Below are 16886 nucleotides of genomic sequence, written 5' to 3'. Positions count from 1 at the left end.
TTCACCTAACTAAGATTTTTCATTGTAAAATTCCATACCTGCCGGCCCATTGCTGAGCCGGCAGTTGGTATGAAACCCCTACTTTCTGCTAAAAACAAACTTATTTTTCACGGCTATATTTTCTGCAATTTTGGCAATAACCAAGGTTGGCACGTCAATCTTGTGGTCTTTCAGGGCCACGTCAAAGTCTGCCAGCAGGGTAATCACATTGCCATTTATTATCAGGCGGCCTTTCAGGGTGCGTTCGCGGCTTACGCCGTGCATGGTTAGCTGCCCGGTTGCGGTTATGTCATAAGTACCGTTTTTGGCGGGGTCTGCATTTCCCTGCATTTTGCCCGAAAACGTAGCTACCGGATACTTCTCTGTTTCCATGTAGTTTTCATTGAAATGCTCTTCCATCAGGTGGTTCTTAAACTTAAAGGCAGCCACATTCATCTTAACGGCCACCTGGCCTGTACTGAAATCAATAATAGATACTACATTTTTATTAACAGCGGCTATGTTTTCAAGCGGGGTTTCCGAAAAAAAACTGGTTTCGCCTTTGCTGCAAATCCATTGGTTCTGGGCATAAGAACCGGCAGATATCAGCATACCTGCCAGTATTGTAATTAGGGTTTTCATGGCTATCTTTTTTTATCAAAGCTGAAAGTTCTTGAAATATTAAATCCGTAGTGTATATCGCCTTTGTTCCACATTCCATCTGTCTGGGCTATAAACTGGCGTTCTATCATACCCAGCGAATTGGTAAAGTGCAACTGAAACACGTGCCCGCCGGTTTCGATATCAAAGCCCACCGAAAGCGAGTTATGATAAACCGAGTTTTGCAGGTTAAAAGTACCCGTGGTAAGCGGTAACCGGTAGAAATACTCAGCGTTGATAGACGTTCTCTTGCTTATTTTCATGCGGCCGCCAATGCCCATCGCCAAAATATCGTTGGGTTCAGAGCTGGCTTCAATGCGGTTGCTGTGCAGATAGGTGGGGCTTAACTGTAAAGAGAGCTTCTCGTTAAATTTACGGGCTATCAGCAACTGCCCAACGTAAGTAAACCTTTGCTGATTATTATAAAATGTAAGGTTGGGGCTGGTGCTTAGCGTAATGGCATCGGCAGCGGCCAGCGCGGTAATACTAACCGGCGACCCCGACGGCGACTGCCTGACGGCTCTGTATTTAGCAAAGAAGTCGTAGGTTTTCTGGCTGGTACTGCGGCCCACACCAATCATTAGCCTGTCGGTAAGTCCGTATTCCAGGCCAATGCGCATGGTGGCGGCATCGAGGCCGTAAAGGTTATACGCACCTTCGTTGAGCCTGCCGAAACGGTGAGAAATACGGAAGTCCAGATGTTTTTTGGCAACAGTCTCAACCGAGTGGCCGTTAATTACTCTGGTAGATTTAAACGTGGCAGTAGTGTAGGTTTTAGCCAGCGGCACGGTTTTGTCAAGCTCGTTCAGTAAATCCTGGGCAGCGGCCATCTGCCGGGCTCCCAGCAGTGCGGCAATTAAAAGGGTTCTTTTCAGCATGGTTTTCATTTTAAGCGGTTATGGTTAGGGTATTGCCGCTTACTGCGGTTTTATAAACAGTAAGCCCGGCTCTGCCTTCGCTGTTAAGCCCCTTTCCGCTGGTGTCAAAGCGTGCGCCGTGCGCTGTACAGTACCATTCTTTATTCTGAAAAGTAATCTGCTGGCGACCCTCGTGGCTGCAGGTAAGAGTGGCAGCTACATAGTTTCCGTTATAGCGTGCTATTACAATTCCGCTTTTTATTACATAGCCTCCTTCTTTTTTCAGGTTGGCATAAGCGGCGTCTGTCAGGTCAATGGTTATTCCGTTTGATGATATCGGCGTTACGCCGGTTTCGTTTTTGCAACTGCTTGCAGTGTATAAAGCAAAAAGTGCCGTACCTGTAAAACCCACTTGTTTCAGAAACTGATTACGATTGATTTTTTCCTGTAATTTCATTGTTACTAAAGTTTGGTTATTTAGCACTACATACGCAGATTACCCGGCTTTGCTTCCTGGCGGAGATTAATTTTTTTTTTAATCTCGAAAAAACAATTCTGGAAGCATATTTGGTATAAATTGCGTATATGCCATTGGCGCCTTTGATTAGTAAGCTAACCTGTTATAATGTGTTTTTTAGAAAAAGAAATAACCGATTTGATTTGCAAAAAACCATAGAGGGCTGTGTGGCCGGGAAACCCCTGGCACAAAAGCAGTTGTTTGACCACTTCGCCGGTTTTGCAAAGAGTATCTGCCTGCGGTATGCCGCCCATGATGAAGAGGCCGAAGAAATGGTGAGCGACGGATTCATCAAGGTTTTCGGAAACATAAGCCGCTATAACACCGGGCAGGTGTTTGAGGCCTGGTTCAGAACGGTAATGGTGAATGCCGCCATTGACTATTTCAGAAAACACCACGCCCGCATTGAATTGACAGACCTTGACCACGCCAGCCGCACACAGGCAGATGAAGAACATCTGGACCTGCTGACGGTGGATGAAATAATGGAGTTTGTGCAGAAACTAAGCCCCGTTTACCGGACGGTCTTTTCGCTGGCGGTGGTAGACGGCTATTCGCATACCGAAATAGCCGGTATGCTGGGTGTTACAGAAAGTGCCGTAAGGGCCAATCTGTCTAAAGCAAGAGCTAAATTGCAAGAATGGATAAATGAATATTTGACGCGACTTTCAAAAATATAAACTTTATGGCAAACGAGCTATTTGATAAAAAAATCAGGGAAAAACTGGAGTCCGTCCGCAGGCCAGTCAGCGAGGGTGTCTGGCAAAACATCAGGGGCAGAATGCTTGTGCCCTGGTATCTGGACTTCTGGCGGCGGTTCGGCTGGCCGCTCTATGGCAGCCTGGCCACTGTGCTGCTGATATGGAATTTTATAGACAAATATGATTACGAAAAGCAATTCCGGATACTGAATGATAAGATTTCTACAATTGAACAAATAAAAACAAATACGCAGGTACAGGAAATTGTACACCGCGATACCGTGTATATCAACAAAACCATTTATGTGGTGCAAAAAGCGCCGGTTACCTCAACAGGCAATGCCAACAGCCCGCGTCCGGTGGTGTATGAGGCCCCTGTACAGGTTACAATAACCGATAAGTCGGTTGCTGATGCAGGCACCACTTCGGTTACTGAGGCGCAGGAGCCAAAGCCTGAAGGAGCAACTACCATTGAAAAGGCCGATGAACCCTCAGTTATTAAAAAAAGTGCAGATTCGGTCTATAAACGCCCGGTAATTACGCCTGCCGAACAAAGGCGTTCGTTCAGATGGCCGCGTATTGATACCCGCCTGGGCTTAAATACAGGCCTTGGGTTTAATCATACCCTAGACCTGGGGCCTGTTTTTGAAGTGTTTTTTGGCAAAAGTCTGAGTTTTACCACAGGCTTAACGTTCCTTACTAACCCTGAGGCAGAGTATTATAACCCGAAGGAGTTTAATTTGGATACCCGCCAGAATTTCACCGATATGTACAAGCACTACCTGCCCGAAAGGTATGAGCGCATTGAAGATATACATATCAGGGCATCTATGCTGAGTATTCCGCTGAACCTCAATTATTATCTGCCCCTTAATCGCCGGTGGGATATGAAATTTATGGCAGGCACTAATCTGGACCTGCGCCTGTACCAGAACGTAAGGTTTGAGGCCCATGTAGATGGCGACGAGCTGTATTCATCTTTCAATACAGAACAGAAAAAAGGCCTCATTCATAACCTGTCGCTGGGTACAGGTCTGCAATACAGGCACAAACGATATGTTTTTCAGCTCACACCAGTGTATATTTATCATTATCGTGACACCGATTTCCTGAGCCCCAGGTACAATTTCAGAGTAAATGGCAGCGTGCTGATAAATCTGAAACGTGAAAAATAATGATTGCCTTTAACAGATTTTTTGTTTTGGGTTGAATTGCCTGATTTCCTGTAAAAACTAGTCCCGTCCGGCGAATATTTTTCCTGACGGGACTTGTTTTTTTGCGCTAGTTGTTTTTTACAGGAGTGTATTTATTTTGGTATTTGAATGATTCGTTATCGTGTTAACAGGAGTTGCTGTCTCAGAAGCAGAGTCCCCTTGCTTGGCTTAGGCAAAACGCACACCGGGAGACTCTGCCAAGCCATCTAAAACGCAAAATACAGCCAATTGAGCATCCTCCTCCTGTCACCTCTCCCCAATTCATCTCCACTTAAACCGAAATCATCTGATTTTTGATGGTTCAAAGCGTTTTTCTTTTAAATTTGATTGTCAATCAATCAGCAAACTATTGCCCATGAGAAAAACGCTTTTAACCTCAACAATTACCTTTTTTACGGTGCTGTGCCTGCAGGCGCAGAATAACCTGCTGCTTCGCCAACCGGCTATTAACAAAGACGGTTCTCTGGTGGCTTTTTCGTTTCAGGGCGATATCTGGACGGTGCCTGCTTCGGGCGGTAAAGCCACTCGTCTCACCATCCATGAGGCCTACGAATCAAACCCCGTTTTTAGTCCTGACGGCAAACAGATTGCTTTTTCGGGTTCACGCTTCGGCAATAACGATATCTTCGTGATGTCGGCCGAAGGAAGCATGCCCAAACGACTGACCTACCATTCGGGTGCCGACAATATTGCAAGCTGGACACAGCCGGATAAAATCCTGTTTTCGACCAACCGTGAGTTCAGACAGATTGAACGCCCCAGCGAGGTTTACGCCATCAGTCCGAAAGGTGGCACCGAATCACGCGTGCTTGATGCCGTAGGTTTCGACCCTGTGCTGTCGCCAGACGGCCGTTTTCTGGCTTTCGTCCGGGGCGACATCAACCCCGTAGCCCGTCAGGCCTACAAGGGCAGCTCAGACCGCGACTTATGGATTTACGACACCAAAAACAAAACTTATCAGCAGCTACCGGGTTTTGAAACCAACGATGTTTTCCCGCAATGGGGCAACAACAGCACGCTTTATTTTCTGAGCAGTGAGGCAGGCGCGTATAATATTTATAGGCTAAAGCTCGATGCCAACGGCAAACCCACCGGCAAGCCTGAAAAACTGACCAGCTATAAAGATGAGTCCATCCGGGCATTCAGCGTTTCGGCTGACGGCAGTTCTATTGTTTTCGAGAAAGACATGAATCTGTACACCCTTAAAACCGATAAAGGTTCGGCACAAAAACTAAATGTGGTTATCAGCACCGATGACCGCCTGGATGCCACCGAACAAAAGACTTTTACCAGTGGCGCGTCTGAATATGCGGTGTCGCCTAACGGAAAGTTGCTGGCTTTTTCGGTACGTGGTGAGATTTTCCTGAAAGAAGCCGATAAGGAAAAAACCAGAAGTATCAATGTATCAACCCATGCCTACCGCGACATGGAACCAACCTGGCTGAACGACTCTACCCTGTTGTTTACCAGCGACAGAGCCAACGGTAATTTTGATATTTACATGGTGCGCTCGGCAGATACCACCCAGCGCAACCTGTTTAAATCAATGAAGCACAGTGTGGTGCAGCTCACCAAAACCACCGGCGATGAGAAGAGCCTGACGGTATCACCCGATAACAAGAAGATTGCCTACGTACGTGGCAGGGGTACATTTGTGGTGGCCGACATAAGCCCGGACGGTAAACTGACCAACGAAAAAATTCTGGGCGATAGCTGGGATGCACCCGGCGGCATAGCCTGGAGCCCGGACAGTAAATGGCTGGCGTATGCCATCAGCGATTTATATTTTAATGAAGAGATATTCATTCAGGCAGCAGATAACTCAACTAAGCCTGTCAATGTAACCATGCACCCGCGGGCAGACTACAGCCCGTTCTGGAGCGCTGACGGCTCTAAACTCGGATTCATTTCGGGTAGAAGTTCCAGCCGTAGTGACGACGTGTGGTTTGTATGGCTGAAAAAAGAAGACTGGGAACGTGAAACACAGGACTGGCAGGAACAGGATAAACCTGAAACACCTGCCGCACCGGCCAAGCCGAATGACAAAAAAGCGCCGAAGCCCGTAAAAATTGATTTCGACAAAATACATGAACGCATTGTAAGAGTAACCAGTTTTCCCGGTGATGAAGGCGGGCTGGTGATATCAAAAGACGGTGAGACCTTTTACTACACCACCACCTCTAACACCGCACGCGGCCGTGACCTGTACAGCATCAAATGGGATGGCAAAGATTTGAAGGAAATTACCAAGGGTGGTACCAGTCCGACCGGTGTAACCATGGACCGCGAAGGTAAATACCTGTATTTTGCACGCATGGGTGGCGCATTGAGCAGGCTTGATATAAAATCCGGCGCAATAGAGGCCCTGCCGTATTCGGCAAAAATGAAAATTGATTACACTGCCGAACGCACGCAGGTATATGAAGAGGCCTGGCGTACCATTCGCGATGGTTTCTATGACCCTCAGTTTCATGGTTACGATTGGTCTAAGCTGCACGACAAGTACAAAGAACGCAGCATTAGCGCCAGCACCAGCAACGATTTCAGAGATATGTTTAACCTCTTGCTGGGTGAACTGAACTCGAGCCACATGGGTATGACCGTAACCGACCGCATTGATACGCAACGAGAAGCAACCGGATTGTTGGGTACTGAATTAGTACCTGTGAGCGGTGGTGTAAAAGTAGCACACGTGGTGCCGGGTACGCCTGCCGATAAAGAGAAAAGCAAGCTGAATGCCGGTGATGTGATTACCGCCGTGAACGGACAAGCCGTAAGCGATAACGATAATTTCTATGACCTACTGAATGGACTTGTGAACGAGAAAGTATTATTGAATGTGCGCGGTGCAGATGGTAAGAGCAAAGAAGTGGTGATTCGCCTGACAGCCAGCATCTTTAATAATTTGTATGACGAATGGGTAGAGAACCGTAAAAAACTGGTGGAGAAATTCTCTAAAGGTCGCCTGGGGTATATCCATATTAAAGGGATGGACTTCCCGAGTTTTGAGGTAGTAGAAAGAGAGTTTACCGCTGCCGGGTATGGAAAAGAAGGTCTGGTGATTGATGTACGCTACAATGGTGGAGGCTCAACAACCGACTACCTGATGACGATTCTGAACTACAAACAACACGCCTACACCATACCAAGAGGTGCCAGTGAAGATTTGGAGAAAGACAAGCTGAAATTTAAAGATTACTACCCTATCGGCGAACGTCTGGTTTATGCTGCCTGGACCAAACCGTCTATTGCGCTTTGTAATGAGGGTAGCTACTCAAATGCCGAGATTTTCTCCCATGCTTATAAATCGTTAGGCATCGGTAAATTGGTGGGTGTACCTACCAATGGTTCGGTGATTTCAACTGGGGGTAAGGGTCTGATGGATGGCTCGTTTGTGCGTCTGCCGGGTCGTGGCTGGTTTACCAAAGCCACCGACAAAAATCAGGAATTAGGACCAGCCGTACCGGACATTATTGTTGAAAACCAACCTGACTGGCTGGCAAAAGACACCGACGACCAACTGAAAACAGCAGTAGATGAATTACTGAAGCAGATAGACGGGAAGAAATAATTATTGATAATAGCCAATACTGCACAGAGCCAAGGCATTGCCTTGACTCTGTTTTTTTACTTTTGTAGAGCCACAATGCTTGTGGCTCATCGTAGAATTTGGCTGCCGATAGGTTAAGTTGGCATTATCAATTGTGTCAGGGTCTCCTTCCTGCCTGTGGCTTACACGCACGGAAGCCCCTGACGAGACATAAATCAGAAACACTTATCAATAAATTTATGCTAAAGTTTTTAGAGGAAAGCAGATTTTCAAAGGCTGGGGATATATTAGTTACCTCTCAAGGGGCAGCATTTTCTCATCATAATAATCTCTATATTGAAGACTATCATAATAGAAGAGAAATTGTAATTCCACCTAATTTAAAACTCCGTTTTCTTAGAATGAAAGGAAACAGTATTGAATTTGTATCAACTCAAGGGGAGTTATTCTATATTAATAGTAAGGAAGGTAATGAACTTAATTTAATAAATTATGCTCCTGATGAAGAGGGATATGGATTATATGACCATTACTTAAATAATAAGAATATCTCCATTCTGATATTGTCAAAAAAACGATTCCTTAAAATTATCATGTATAACTACCTTACTAAGGAGGTCATATTTGAAATAGAGAATCTGGAAAAGTTAACTGTACTATATGTAGATGAAGAAAGGATAATATTTTATACCAAGGAAAATGACTCCTTTATAATGAAATGCTTTAAGTTGGACGAAAACAAGCTCTTATGGAGTTTTAATTTAAGTAAGTATTTTACTGAAAGATGCAGCAAGTCATCATTGGTAAGCGAATACAAAGGCAATCTAATTTTTAGTATCAATAGTTCTCATACTATATGTATTCATATTCAAACCGGACAACTAAGATGGATAAGTGAGAATGCCACTGATTTAATAGATGTGGCAGAGGGCAAAGGCTATCAGTTTAATAGAGGATTTATTCGCATAATAAGTTGTGATTCAGGAGAGCTATTACATTATCAGGAAAACTGGTTTGATACGAATCTTTATAAAGATTCCTATGGGCTAGCCTCAAGTATAGGCTGTTTTTATAAAAATTATATCATCTCATTTTCAGATGAAGCTGAAATATTTATCATTGACAAAGAGAAAAATACCATCGTAAATAGTTTTGTACCTCCTTTCAAAGGTAGGGAATCATTCAGAAGGCCATTAATGATGTATAGCGATTACCTTTTCATGATGGACTCAAGTCCCACTATTTATAAATATCGCCTTGAAATGGTCTGAGAACAATCATAACTATCAATAATATAACTTGAGTATAAGCCGAACTACGTCAGGGGCTTCGGCTTTGTTTTTAACCGGCACACAGGAAAACGTCTGTCTGGATAAGAAAATTTGATATTTTCTTACTTATTGGTAATCCCGTCGGGATAATATATTGGTAGAAAAAAGTACCATCAATTAAGCGAAGTCCCGTAGGGACGGTATATTAAATATCGCCAATAATATATTATCCCTGACGGGATATAAATACGTCAAAGACACTATTTAACTACCGATATATTTAGTTTTCGTAAAGCCACAATGCTTGCGGCTTATCGTAGAATTTGGTTGCCGACAGGTTAAGTTGGCATTAACAATTGCGTCAGGGTCTCCTGCCTACCTGTGGCTTACACGCACGGAAGACCCTGACGAGACATAAATCAGAAATATTTATCAATAATTATATGCTAAAATTTATAGAAGAAAGTAGATTTTCAAATGCCGGGGATATATTAGTTACCTCTCAAGGGGCAGCATTTTCTCATCATAATAATCTCTATATTGAAGACTATCATAATAGAAGAGAAATTGTAATTCCACCTAATTTAAAACTCCGTTTTCTTAGAATGAAAGGAAACAGTATTGAATTTGTATCAACTCAAGGGGAGTTATTCTATATTAATAGTAAGGAAGGTAATGAACTTAATTTAATAAATTATGCTCCTGATGAAGAGGGATATGGATTATATGACCATTACTTAAATAATAAGAATATCTCCATTCTGATATTGTCAAAAAAACGATTCCTTAAAATTATCATGTATGATTTCCTTTCCAAGGAAGTTATTTATGAAATAGAGAATCTGGAAAAGTTAACTGAACTATATGTAGATGAAGAAAGGATAATATTTTATGCTAAGGAGAATGAGTCTTTTATAATGAAATGCTTTAAGCTGGATGAAAATAAACTATTGTGGAGTTTTGACTTAAGTAAGTATTTTATTGAAAGATGCAGTATGTCATCTTTAGTAACTGAATACAAAGGCAATCTTATTTTTAGCATCAATGGTAGTCACACTTTATGTATTCATATTCAAACTGGACAACTTACTTGGATAAGCGAAAATGATACTGATTTAATAGATGTGGCAGAGGGAAAGGCCTATCAATTTAATAGAGGATTTATTCGCATAATAAGTTGTGACACAGGAGAACTTTTACACTATCAGGAAAATTGGTTTGATACCAATCTTTATAAAGATTCCTATGGGCTAGCCTCAAGTATAGGCTGTTTTTATAAAAATTATATCATCTCATTTTCAGATGAAGCTGAAATATTTATCATTGACAAAGAGAAAAATACCATCGTAGATAGTTTTGTACCTCCTTTCAAAGGTTGGGATTCATTCAGAAGGCCATTAATGATCTATAAAGATTACCTTTTCATGATGGATTCAAGTCCCACTATTTATAAATATCGCCTTGAAACGGTCTGAATACCAGTTGAAGTATAAAAAATATGGGCATTGATACCTATACTACTACGACAGGGTCTCCTGCCTACCGTGGTCTTACACGCACGGAAGACCCTGACGAGACATAAAATTCAGATCCATCAAGTAGTAATTATATAGTAACTATTAATAGAGGTACAGATATACCAGTCAGCACTTTTCGCAACATTTATTTATCTGACACCAATATTGACAATCTCGAAATGGTTGGAGTAGTAATGAAGCAGAAATCATCCCCTACAACTACACCTCTCCCTTTCAATACGTATACTGAAGCAGATATTACTAAAGACCAATTGCAAGTTGAAATGGCAAAATGGTGCCACAAAAAATAAACTCATGTATGCAAGATATTTTTATTTAAAGTGGGATAATCTATTGAATAATTTAACGAATGCTTATAAAGCGGTTTATCCTTATGACGATTTAAAGGAGGTTTTGGATTTAACTGTAGATGATACCCTTCGCTTAGATTATTCAGAAAATACTAAAAAATATTTTTTTAAGCCTATTCCTCTGGAAGGATATGATTGGATTGAATTGGTACAAGTACCTATGGACTTGACTCATTACCGTTATATACTTGAATTAGATAATAATGTGTATGCTAACAAGCATATTCTTTCAGAAGAAGACATAGAGGCTTTAGAACTTATTCAAGATTTAACATTCGGTAGATGGGGTGCGCCATTAGAGGTTAATATTGAAAACGTTTTTAAAGATTATGACTATGAACTTTTACAGTATACAAGCAAGATATTTGCTAACAAAACCTTAAGCCCGAATATGGTTGATACAGTTCTAAAAAAATGGGAGGAACATAACTTTAAAGAAAAAATGGATGTTTTTGGAAAGGAAAATCATATGGAAAGAAGAATTATGTTTTTATGGATAGAGTTACTAAAAGCCGTAAAAGAAAGAGAAAATTGTGGATTAGTATATAATTGGTACTAATAAATTAATATATCTAAAAAAAATCCAATCATTTAGATACAATATTAAAATGAAGCGAATTTTACCTATAGTAATTGCTGTGCTAATAATCATGATGAGTTGCTTGCCAACATTCGCCAATGATGACAAGGACGATCCATCAAAAAACAACTCACAACCAATAGCCAAAACTAAAAGCTATTCAAAATACCGAACATTCGCTCCTGCTCAGAATTTGGTTAGTAAGCAGATTTTAGCCAGTGTTGAACACCAGATTGAAAATCAGGAGCAGGAGATGACGACGCGAGAGATGCTTTCGTAAATGATTATGGTTATACTTATGCAACACTTGCCAACTATTATGCTCCGACGGTTATATCAAATTTAAATAATGGGCACTCGGTTTATTTATCAGGAGGATGGTTTGCCAACTGGTGGATATTTTATTATATTGATGGTGGACACGCTTGGGTATGTGATGGTTATGATTCGTATAATTTTTGTGAATCTGGTACATATCTATATCTCCATATGACTTGGGGACGGAGAGGTGGTGAAGATGGATGGTTTGCTTATGACAATTTCAACCCAGATCCATCGCGTTACCATTCATATAATGTTGATCCTTATATGATTTATAATTTATTTTAACAGTAAAACCATGAAAACGATAATCACATTCTTCTTCCTAACCCTTTTCCTAACCTCCTGCGATAAGCACAGGGAAATATGTTGCGATATAGTTGATACAGCGATTGAGGTATCCGTTCTAAAAAAAGACACAAACATAGATTTATTAAATCAAAATCAGCCTGGCCACTATGTTTTTGGAGATATCGCGCTCGAATATGCATCTGCAAATAATCAAAAATGGCCTATTAACTTGATGCCTTACAATAAACCATTACTATTTCAGCAAAACGGTAAGTATTATATGAGAGTTTTCGCTTCAATGCATGAATCCCCAGGAGATATAAACAAAGTAAAAATCTATTGGACTGACAACGATGTAGATGTAATTACCTTTCACATAAAAAACGACAAGACCATGAGCATCACGGAAAAAATTTTGGTCAATGACAAATTAATGTGGACTCAAGCCGATGGCGAAAGAGTAATTACAATTCTAAAATAATTAAGAAATTTTCAATCATCCCTGTTTGTAAAATATTCATGGAGTACACAAAAGTAATATACTCTTTAAGTACTTCATATATTGCCGGATTTAATTCTTGGCCAAGCAAGCTTAAAAGTTCATCAAATTTTTAACTTATGATATGCTTCCCCGTGAGGCTGTCCAAAAAGGGGCAGCTTCTTTTTTTGGTTTAGATAGGAATGATTCGGGTTTTACTAAGCGGCGTAGCGATATTTTATCTGGTAAGATTCAAAAAGTACATAAATAGTCCTATTTTGAGCGGTAGATACTGAATTTTGTTGATTTTCTTGTTCAGACAGGCGTTTTGCTGCCCACTTTCTCAGATTATGCCCGATAGCCATCAGGCCAAACTCAATACCTACCTTCTGAAGACCCCTTAAAGTAAATCTTGAGAACTTGTTATTACTTTTCATCTGTCCGAAGACAGCTTCTACCTCTATGGGTCTTTTACTTCGGTGTTTAAGCCCTTCTTCTGAGAGTAACCAAGCCCTTGCCTTTGCTTTCAGTTCATTAAGTCTGGGATTGACCTCTATTCTTCGGTTGACTTTACTTTTATGGCACATCCCTCTTAAGGGGCATCCATCGCATCGCTTGGCCTGATAATACCTGACACCGGACTCATAGCCATTGCTGCTTGTCCTTTTACCTTGGCCGACACATACCATTCTTTGACCCATAGGACATACATAAAAGTCTAAGGCTTTGTTGTAATACAGATTCTGAACCAAAAATGGATTGTTCTTCTGTGAACGTTTCTGCTCTTTATGAAAGTAATTGTACTTCACATACGCTTTTATGGCTTTCTCTTCAAGCCACTCATAGTTCTGTTCACTACCATAACCTGCATCGGCCACTACCTCTGTACTTTGCTTGCCGTATTGCTCCTGAAAACCCTCCAGGTGTTGGGTAAGTGTGGTGGTATCTCCTGCTGTCTGATGGATGCTGTAATGGGTAATAAACTGGTTCTCGGTACTAATCTGACTATTATAGGCTGGTTTGAGTTGACCATTCTGCATATGGTCATCTTTGAGTCGCATGAATGTGGCCTCTTCATCGGTCTTGCTATAACTATTCCGCTCGCCAAGCGTTTCCAACTGCTGTTCATACTTCTCTAAGCGGGGCAAGTGTTCATCTTGCAGTTGCTTTATTTGCTTTTGCGTCTGTTTAGTACTACCCTTTTGTTTACTATTCAACTCTGCAAGCTTGTTCTTAAGTTCGGTGCTGTCTATGGGTTTGGGGGTCTCTATTCTATTTAGCTCGCCCTGGTCTTGCTTAATCTGTGATTCTATCTCTGATAAGACAGACTGGATTTTGCCTTCCAGTTTAGCTTTGTTCTTCTCTACTGACCCTTTCCATACAAAACTGTAGCGGCCAGAGGCGGACTCTATTTTCGTACCATCCACATACTGCAAATCCAAACTCACATATTGCAATTCATGAAGCATCCGTACTACTGCTGCAAACAGGCTTTGAATATGGCCTTTTAAGCGTTTACCCCGAAAGTAGTTAATGGTCCGGTAATCAGGAGTGCTGTTACCCGACAACCACATCAAGTGAATGTTCTCCTGTAAGGCTTTCTCTATTTTACGGCAGGAATAAATATTCGAAAGGTAGCTGTAGAATAATACTTTCAGTAGCATCCGGGGATGGTAGCTGCTGGTTCCCCCTCCTTTATATTGGGAAACAAGCATGCTTATATCCAGTCCGTCAACGACTTCGTTCACGAGGCGAACCGGGTGATTCTGTGGTATTCTGGAAAATATATCTTCCGGAAAAAGACTTAATTTATTGGCCGGTAACGATTTAAAATGTATCTTCATCTTCTCTTTGTGTTGCACCTCTAAGATAACACTTTTTAGAGGAACAAAGAAAAATCCCCGCGTCTTTTTTGACCGGGGATTCCTATTTTTTAGACCTTTTTAGACAGCCTCTGTGGGTAAGGTTTTTAAAACTCATAAATGAAAAAAGAATATCAAATACAAAATCACTCAAACGCATCTCACATCACCCACAAAACAGACAGGCCTTCAGCCTACCAAAGCCCCCAATTTTCGTAGAGCCGCAATGCTTGCGGCTGGGGCAGAAGCGCTCCCAAATATTTTGAATTGGTCAATATTCAACTAATTATTTATTTAGCCGCTGTGTATTGTGTTCTTAGTACGCAAAAAAGAACAGTTTAAGAAATTTTTAGTAATCAAAAGACCACCACTTCAAATCTTCCGCCGAACATACAGGCCTTGAGCCACATGCAATGTGGCTCTACCAAAGCCCCCAATTTTCGTAGAGCCGCAATGCTTGCGGCTGGGGCAGAAGCGCTCCCAAATATTTTGAATTGGTCAATGTTCGGGTAAATATAAATTTAGTCGTTGTGGATTGCGTTCTTTGAACACAAAAAAGAACAGTTCAAAAATTTTCAGTAATCAAATCACCACCACTTCGCATCTTCCGCCGAACAGACAGGCCTTGAGCCACCTACAATTTGGCTCTACCAAAGCCCCCAATTTTCGTAGAGCCGCAATGCTTGCGGCTGGGGCAGAAGCGCTCCCAAATATTTTGAATTGGTCAATATTCAACTAAATATAAATTTATTCGGTGTTTATTGCGTTCTTGGAACGCATGGAAGTATTGTTGTTCTAATAATAATAGACATTGAGGGATTAAGCACTAAAGCCTATCTGAGTTCCTTTTAAATAGAGCCGAAAATATATTTATCGAAATCTTTACTTTGTTATACAAATATATTTTATTTGAATTAACTATAATTTCTTTTATTGCTTGGCTGTCACTAAATATGCTGTTTGATTAAATACTTCAACACAATTAAGAGATGGCAACACAAATTGTCAATAATGTCATTTTTAATAAAACCTTTACCTAAACCAATGAAAAAACTAATTCTTCTTATTGCTGTATTAGTAGTAATAACTATTCCAGCAGTGATCTACTGTTTCAACTATTTCACAATTATCAAACCCGTCAAAGAGAAATTGAATAGTGATGTTCGTAATGAAGGCATAAAAATTGATGTCCACTACAAAAATTATACGCAATCAAAAACACTTACCTTCAACCTAGAAGAAGTAAAAGATGAAAAAGCCCCTATTGATGTATTCAGAGTTCTTTTGCATACTGCTAATGCACTTAAAGATAAATCTTTTGATAAAGTTGAATTATCATTCAGAAATAATTTAAAGTTTATACTCAAGGGTGATTACTTCCAAAAATTAGGAGAAGAGTTTGGAGACCAAAATCCAATGTATACGCTTCGTACCATGCCTGAGAATTTGCTTGATGCCGAGGGCAATGCCGTATATGGCGAATGGGAAGGTGGATTAATAGGCGTTCTTAATAAGCAAATGGAGGATTTCAACGACTTTAATCGCAAATGGTATATCGAAGACAGCATTAAAAAAGAAGAATAAAATTAAATTCTGCTTTTTACAATACAAAAAACATTATCATCATAAGAAACCAAAAAATCTACGAACCTATTAATGTAATAAGATTTAAACTTATACTAAAATAAATCTATTGTATGAAAAACGTTCTACTTCTTTCAATATGCTTTGTTGCTATTTTAAGTTGCACATCCAAAAAGGAAAAGGAGAGAATTCGGATGGAAACTGTTAGGGATAGCACAAAAAAAGCACAAGCCTGGAAAGATAGTGTTGCCATTGCTGACCAAGATAGAGCTATCGGCAATATATACTTCGGTATTTCACCGAAAGTTTTTGATAAAAAACTTGAAGAATTTAAAGAAAGTACAAAAACACCTTATTCAGCTTCTTTGGATGGAACGGTAATAATGTATAATAATAGAATTGGAGATTTTAAATTTATTGTAGTTACACCTGAATTTTATCAAGACTCACTTTGGTCAGTTGAAATAAATGGATATAACTACAATCGTTACGAATATGTTTATGAAACTAAAAGTCAAAAAGAATCTCTGGTAAAGGAATTAACAAAGAAATATGGAAAGCCGGAATATGATTTTCCTGTGAGAAACGATTATACAACCGAAGGACACTATTTAATTGCCGGATGGAATGTTGGGAAAAAGAGAGTAACAATACTTTCTGCATATTTTAAAGACAAATATAATTTAGTGTTGCAAATCTTCAATATGGAAGTAAATGCTAGACTGAGGGATGAAGAATATCAAAAAATGAAAGAGGGGGAGAAAAATTTAAAGTCTGCAAGTGATTTATTATAACTACATCCTCCGTTCAACTAAATATAAATTTAGTCGTTGTGGATTGCGTTCTTTGAACGCATAAAAGAACAGTTCAAAAATTTTCAGTAATCAAATCACCACCACTTCGCATCACTCACCGAACGCACAGGCCTTGAGCCACATGCAATGTGGCTCTACCAAAGCACCCAATTTTCGTAGAGCCGCAATGCTTGCGGCTGGGGCAGTAGCGCTCCCAAATATTTTGAATTGGTCAATGTACGGGTAAATACTGATTTCCTATTCGGCTAAATATATATTTAGTCGGTGTGTATTGTGTTCTTAGTACACAAAAAAGAACAGTTCAAAAATTTTCAGTAA

General features: G+C 40.5%; 14 protein-coding genes and 1 pseudogene. 11 read left to right on the top strand and 4 right to left on the bottom strand.

The genetic code is table 11. The features are described from left to right. Positions 1 to 78: 78 nt before the first annotated feature. From MB380_RS14585 to MB380_RS14575, 3 genes are read right to left on the bottom strand one after another with little or no spacing between them, the layout of a single operon-like run. Positions 79 to 621 (bottom strand): YceI family protein, encoded by a 543-nt coding sequence (locus MB380_RS14585; RefSeq protein ID WP_253525588.1) that lies wholly within the window; start codon positions 619 to 621, stop codon positions 79 to 81. A gap of 2 nt (positions 622 to 623) precedes the next feature. Beyond that, positions 624 to 1526, bottom strand: a complete 903-nt coding sequence (locus MB380_RS14580; RefSeq protein ID WP_253525585.1) for a DUF5777 family beta-barrel protein — start codon at positions 1524 to 1526, stop codon at positions 624 to 626. A gap of 1 nt (position 1527) precedes the next feature. Continuing rightward, positions 1528 to 1953, bottom strand: a complete 426-nt coding sequence (locus tag MB380_RS14575) for a ubiquinol-cytochrome c reductase iron-sulfur subunit (protein ID WP_253525582.1) — start codon at positions 1951 to 1953, stop codon at positions 1528 to 1530. Between the two features lie 203 nt (positions 1954 to 2156). On the opposite strand from MB380_RS14575, the gene MB380_RS14570 reads away from it, so the two are divergent. The 9 genes and pseudogenes from MB380_RS14570 (at position 2157) to MB380_RS14535 (ending at position 12310) form a co-directional block, all read left to right on the top strand. Further along, a complete protein-coding gene (locus tag MB380_RS14570) occupies positions 2157 to 2693 on the top strand; it encodes an RNA polymerase sigma factor (RefSeq protein WP_253525579.1) in 537 nt (178 codons plus the stop codon). A gap of 5 nt (positions 2694 to 2698) precedes the next feature. Beyond that, positions 2699 to 3889 carry a PorT family protein gene (locus MB380_RS14565; RefSeq protein WP_253525558.1) on the top strand — a complete coding sequence of 397 codons (1191 nt, stop codon included), beginning with the start codon at positions 2699 to 2701 and terminating at the stop codon, positions 3887 to 3889. Between the two features lie 394 nt (positions 3890 to 4283). Next, positions 4284 to 7499 (top strand): S41 family peptidase, encoded by a 3216-nt coding sequence (locus tag MB380_RS14560; RefSeq protein WP_253525555.1) that lies wholly within the window; start codon positions 4284 to 4286, stop codon positions 7497 to 7499. Positions 7500 to 7717: 218 nt separating this feature from the next. Next, the gene (locus MB380_RS14555; protein WP_253525553.1) at positions 7718 to 8749 is read left to right on the top strand and encodes a hypothetical protein; all 1032 of its coding nucleotides are present in this window, start codon (positions 7718 to 7720) and stop codon (positions 8747 to 8749) included. Between the two features lie 443 nt (positions 8750 to 9192). Further along, positions 9193 to 10224 carry a hypothetical protein gene (locus MB380_RS14550; protein ID WP_253525550.1) on the top strand — a complete coding sequence of 344 codons (1032 nt, stop codon included), beginning with the start codon at positions 9193 to 9195 and terminating at the stop codon, positions 10222 to 10224. A 321-nt stretch (positions 10225 to 10545) separates the two neighbouring features. Beyond that, positions 10546 to 11196 (top strand): hypothetical protein, encoded by a 651-nt coding sequence (locus MB380_RS14545; protein WP_253525547.1) that lies wholly within the window; start codon positions 10546 to 10548, stop codon positions 11194 to 11196. Between the two features lie 49 nt (positions 11197 to 11245). Continuing rightward, entirely contained in the window at positions 11246 to 11497 is a 252-nt protein-coding gene (locus tag MB380_RS14540; RefSeq protein ID WP_253525544.1) for a hypothetical protein, read from the top strand. A gap of 20 nt (positions 11498 to 11517) precedes the next feature. Then, positions 11518 to 11826 (top strand): annotated as a pseudogene (locus MB380_RS21975) (C10 family peptidase); the annotation flags it as partial. Positions 11827 to 11836: 10 nt separating this feature from the next. Continuing rightward, the gene (locus tag MB380_RS14535; RefSeq protein ID WP_101726365.1) at positions 11837 to 12310 is read left to right on the top strand and encodes a hypothetical protein; all 474 of its coding nucleotides are present in this window, start codon (positions 11837 to 11839) and stop codon (positions 12308 to 12310) included. A 215-nt stretch (positions 12311 to 12525) separates the two neighbouring features. Here MB380_RS14535 and MB380_RS14530 read toward each other — a convergent pair whose 3' ends face one another. Then, entirely contained in the window at positions 12526 to 14151 is a 1626-nt protein-coding gene (locus tag MB380_RS14530) for an IS1182 family transposase (RefSeq protein ID WP_409014579.1), read from the bottom strand. Between the two features lie 1062 nt (positions 14152 to 15213). Between MB380_RS14530 and MB380_RS14525 the strand changes: the two genes are divergently transcribed. Together MB380_RS14525 and MB380_RS14520 are read left to right on the top strand one after the other, a co-directional pair. Next, positions 15214 to 15753 carry a hypothetical protein gene (locus MB380_RS14525; protein ID WP_253525526.1) on the top strand — a complete coding sequence of 180 codons (540 nt, stop codon included), beginning with the start codon at positions 15214 to 15216 and terminating at the stop codon, positions 15751 to 15753. 113 nt (positions 15754 to 15866) lie between these two features. After that, on the top strand, positions 15867 to 16547 hold the full coding sequence (locus tag MB380_RS14520; protein WP_253525512.1) for a hypothetical protein: 681 nt from the start codon (positions 15867 to 15869) through the stop codon (positions 16545 to 16547). Positions 16548 to 16886 lie beyond the last annotated feature (339 nt).

This window comes from Emticicia sp. 21SJ11W-3 (assembly GCF_024138715.1).
Classification (GTDB): Bacteria; Bacteroidota; Bacteroidia; order Cytophagales; family Spirosomataceae; genus Emticicia; species Emticicia fluvialis.
Note: the sequence above shows the minus strand (reverse complement) of the source record. Positions and strands in the feature narration are given on the sequence as shown.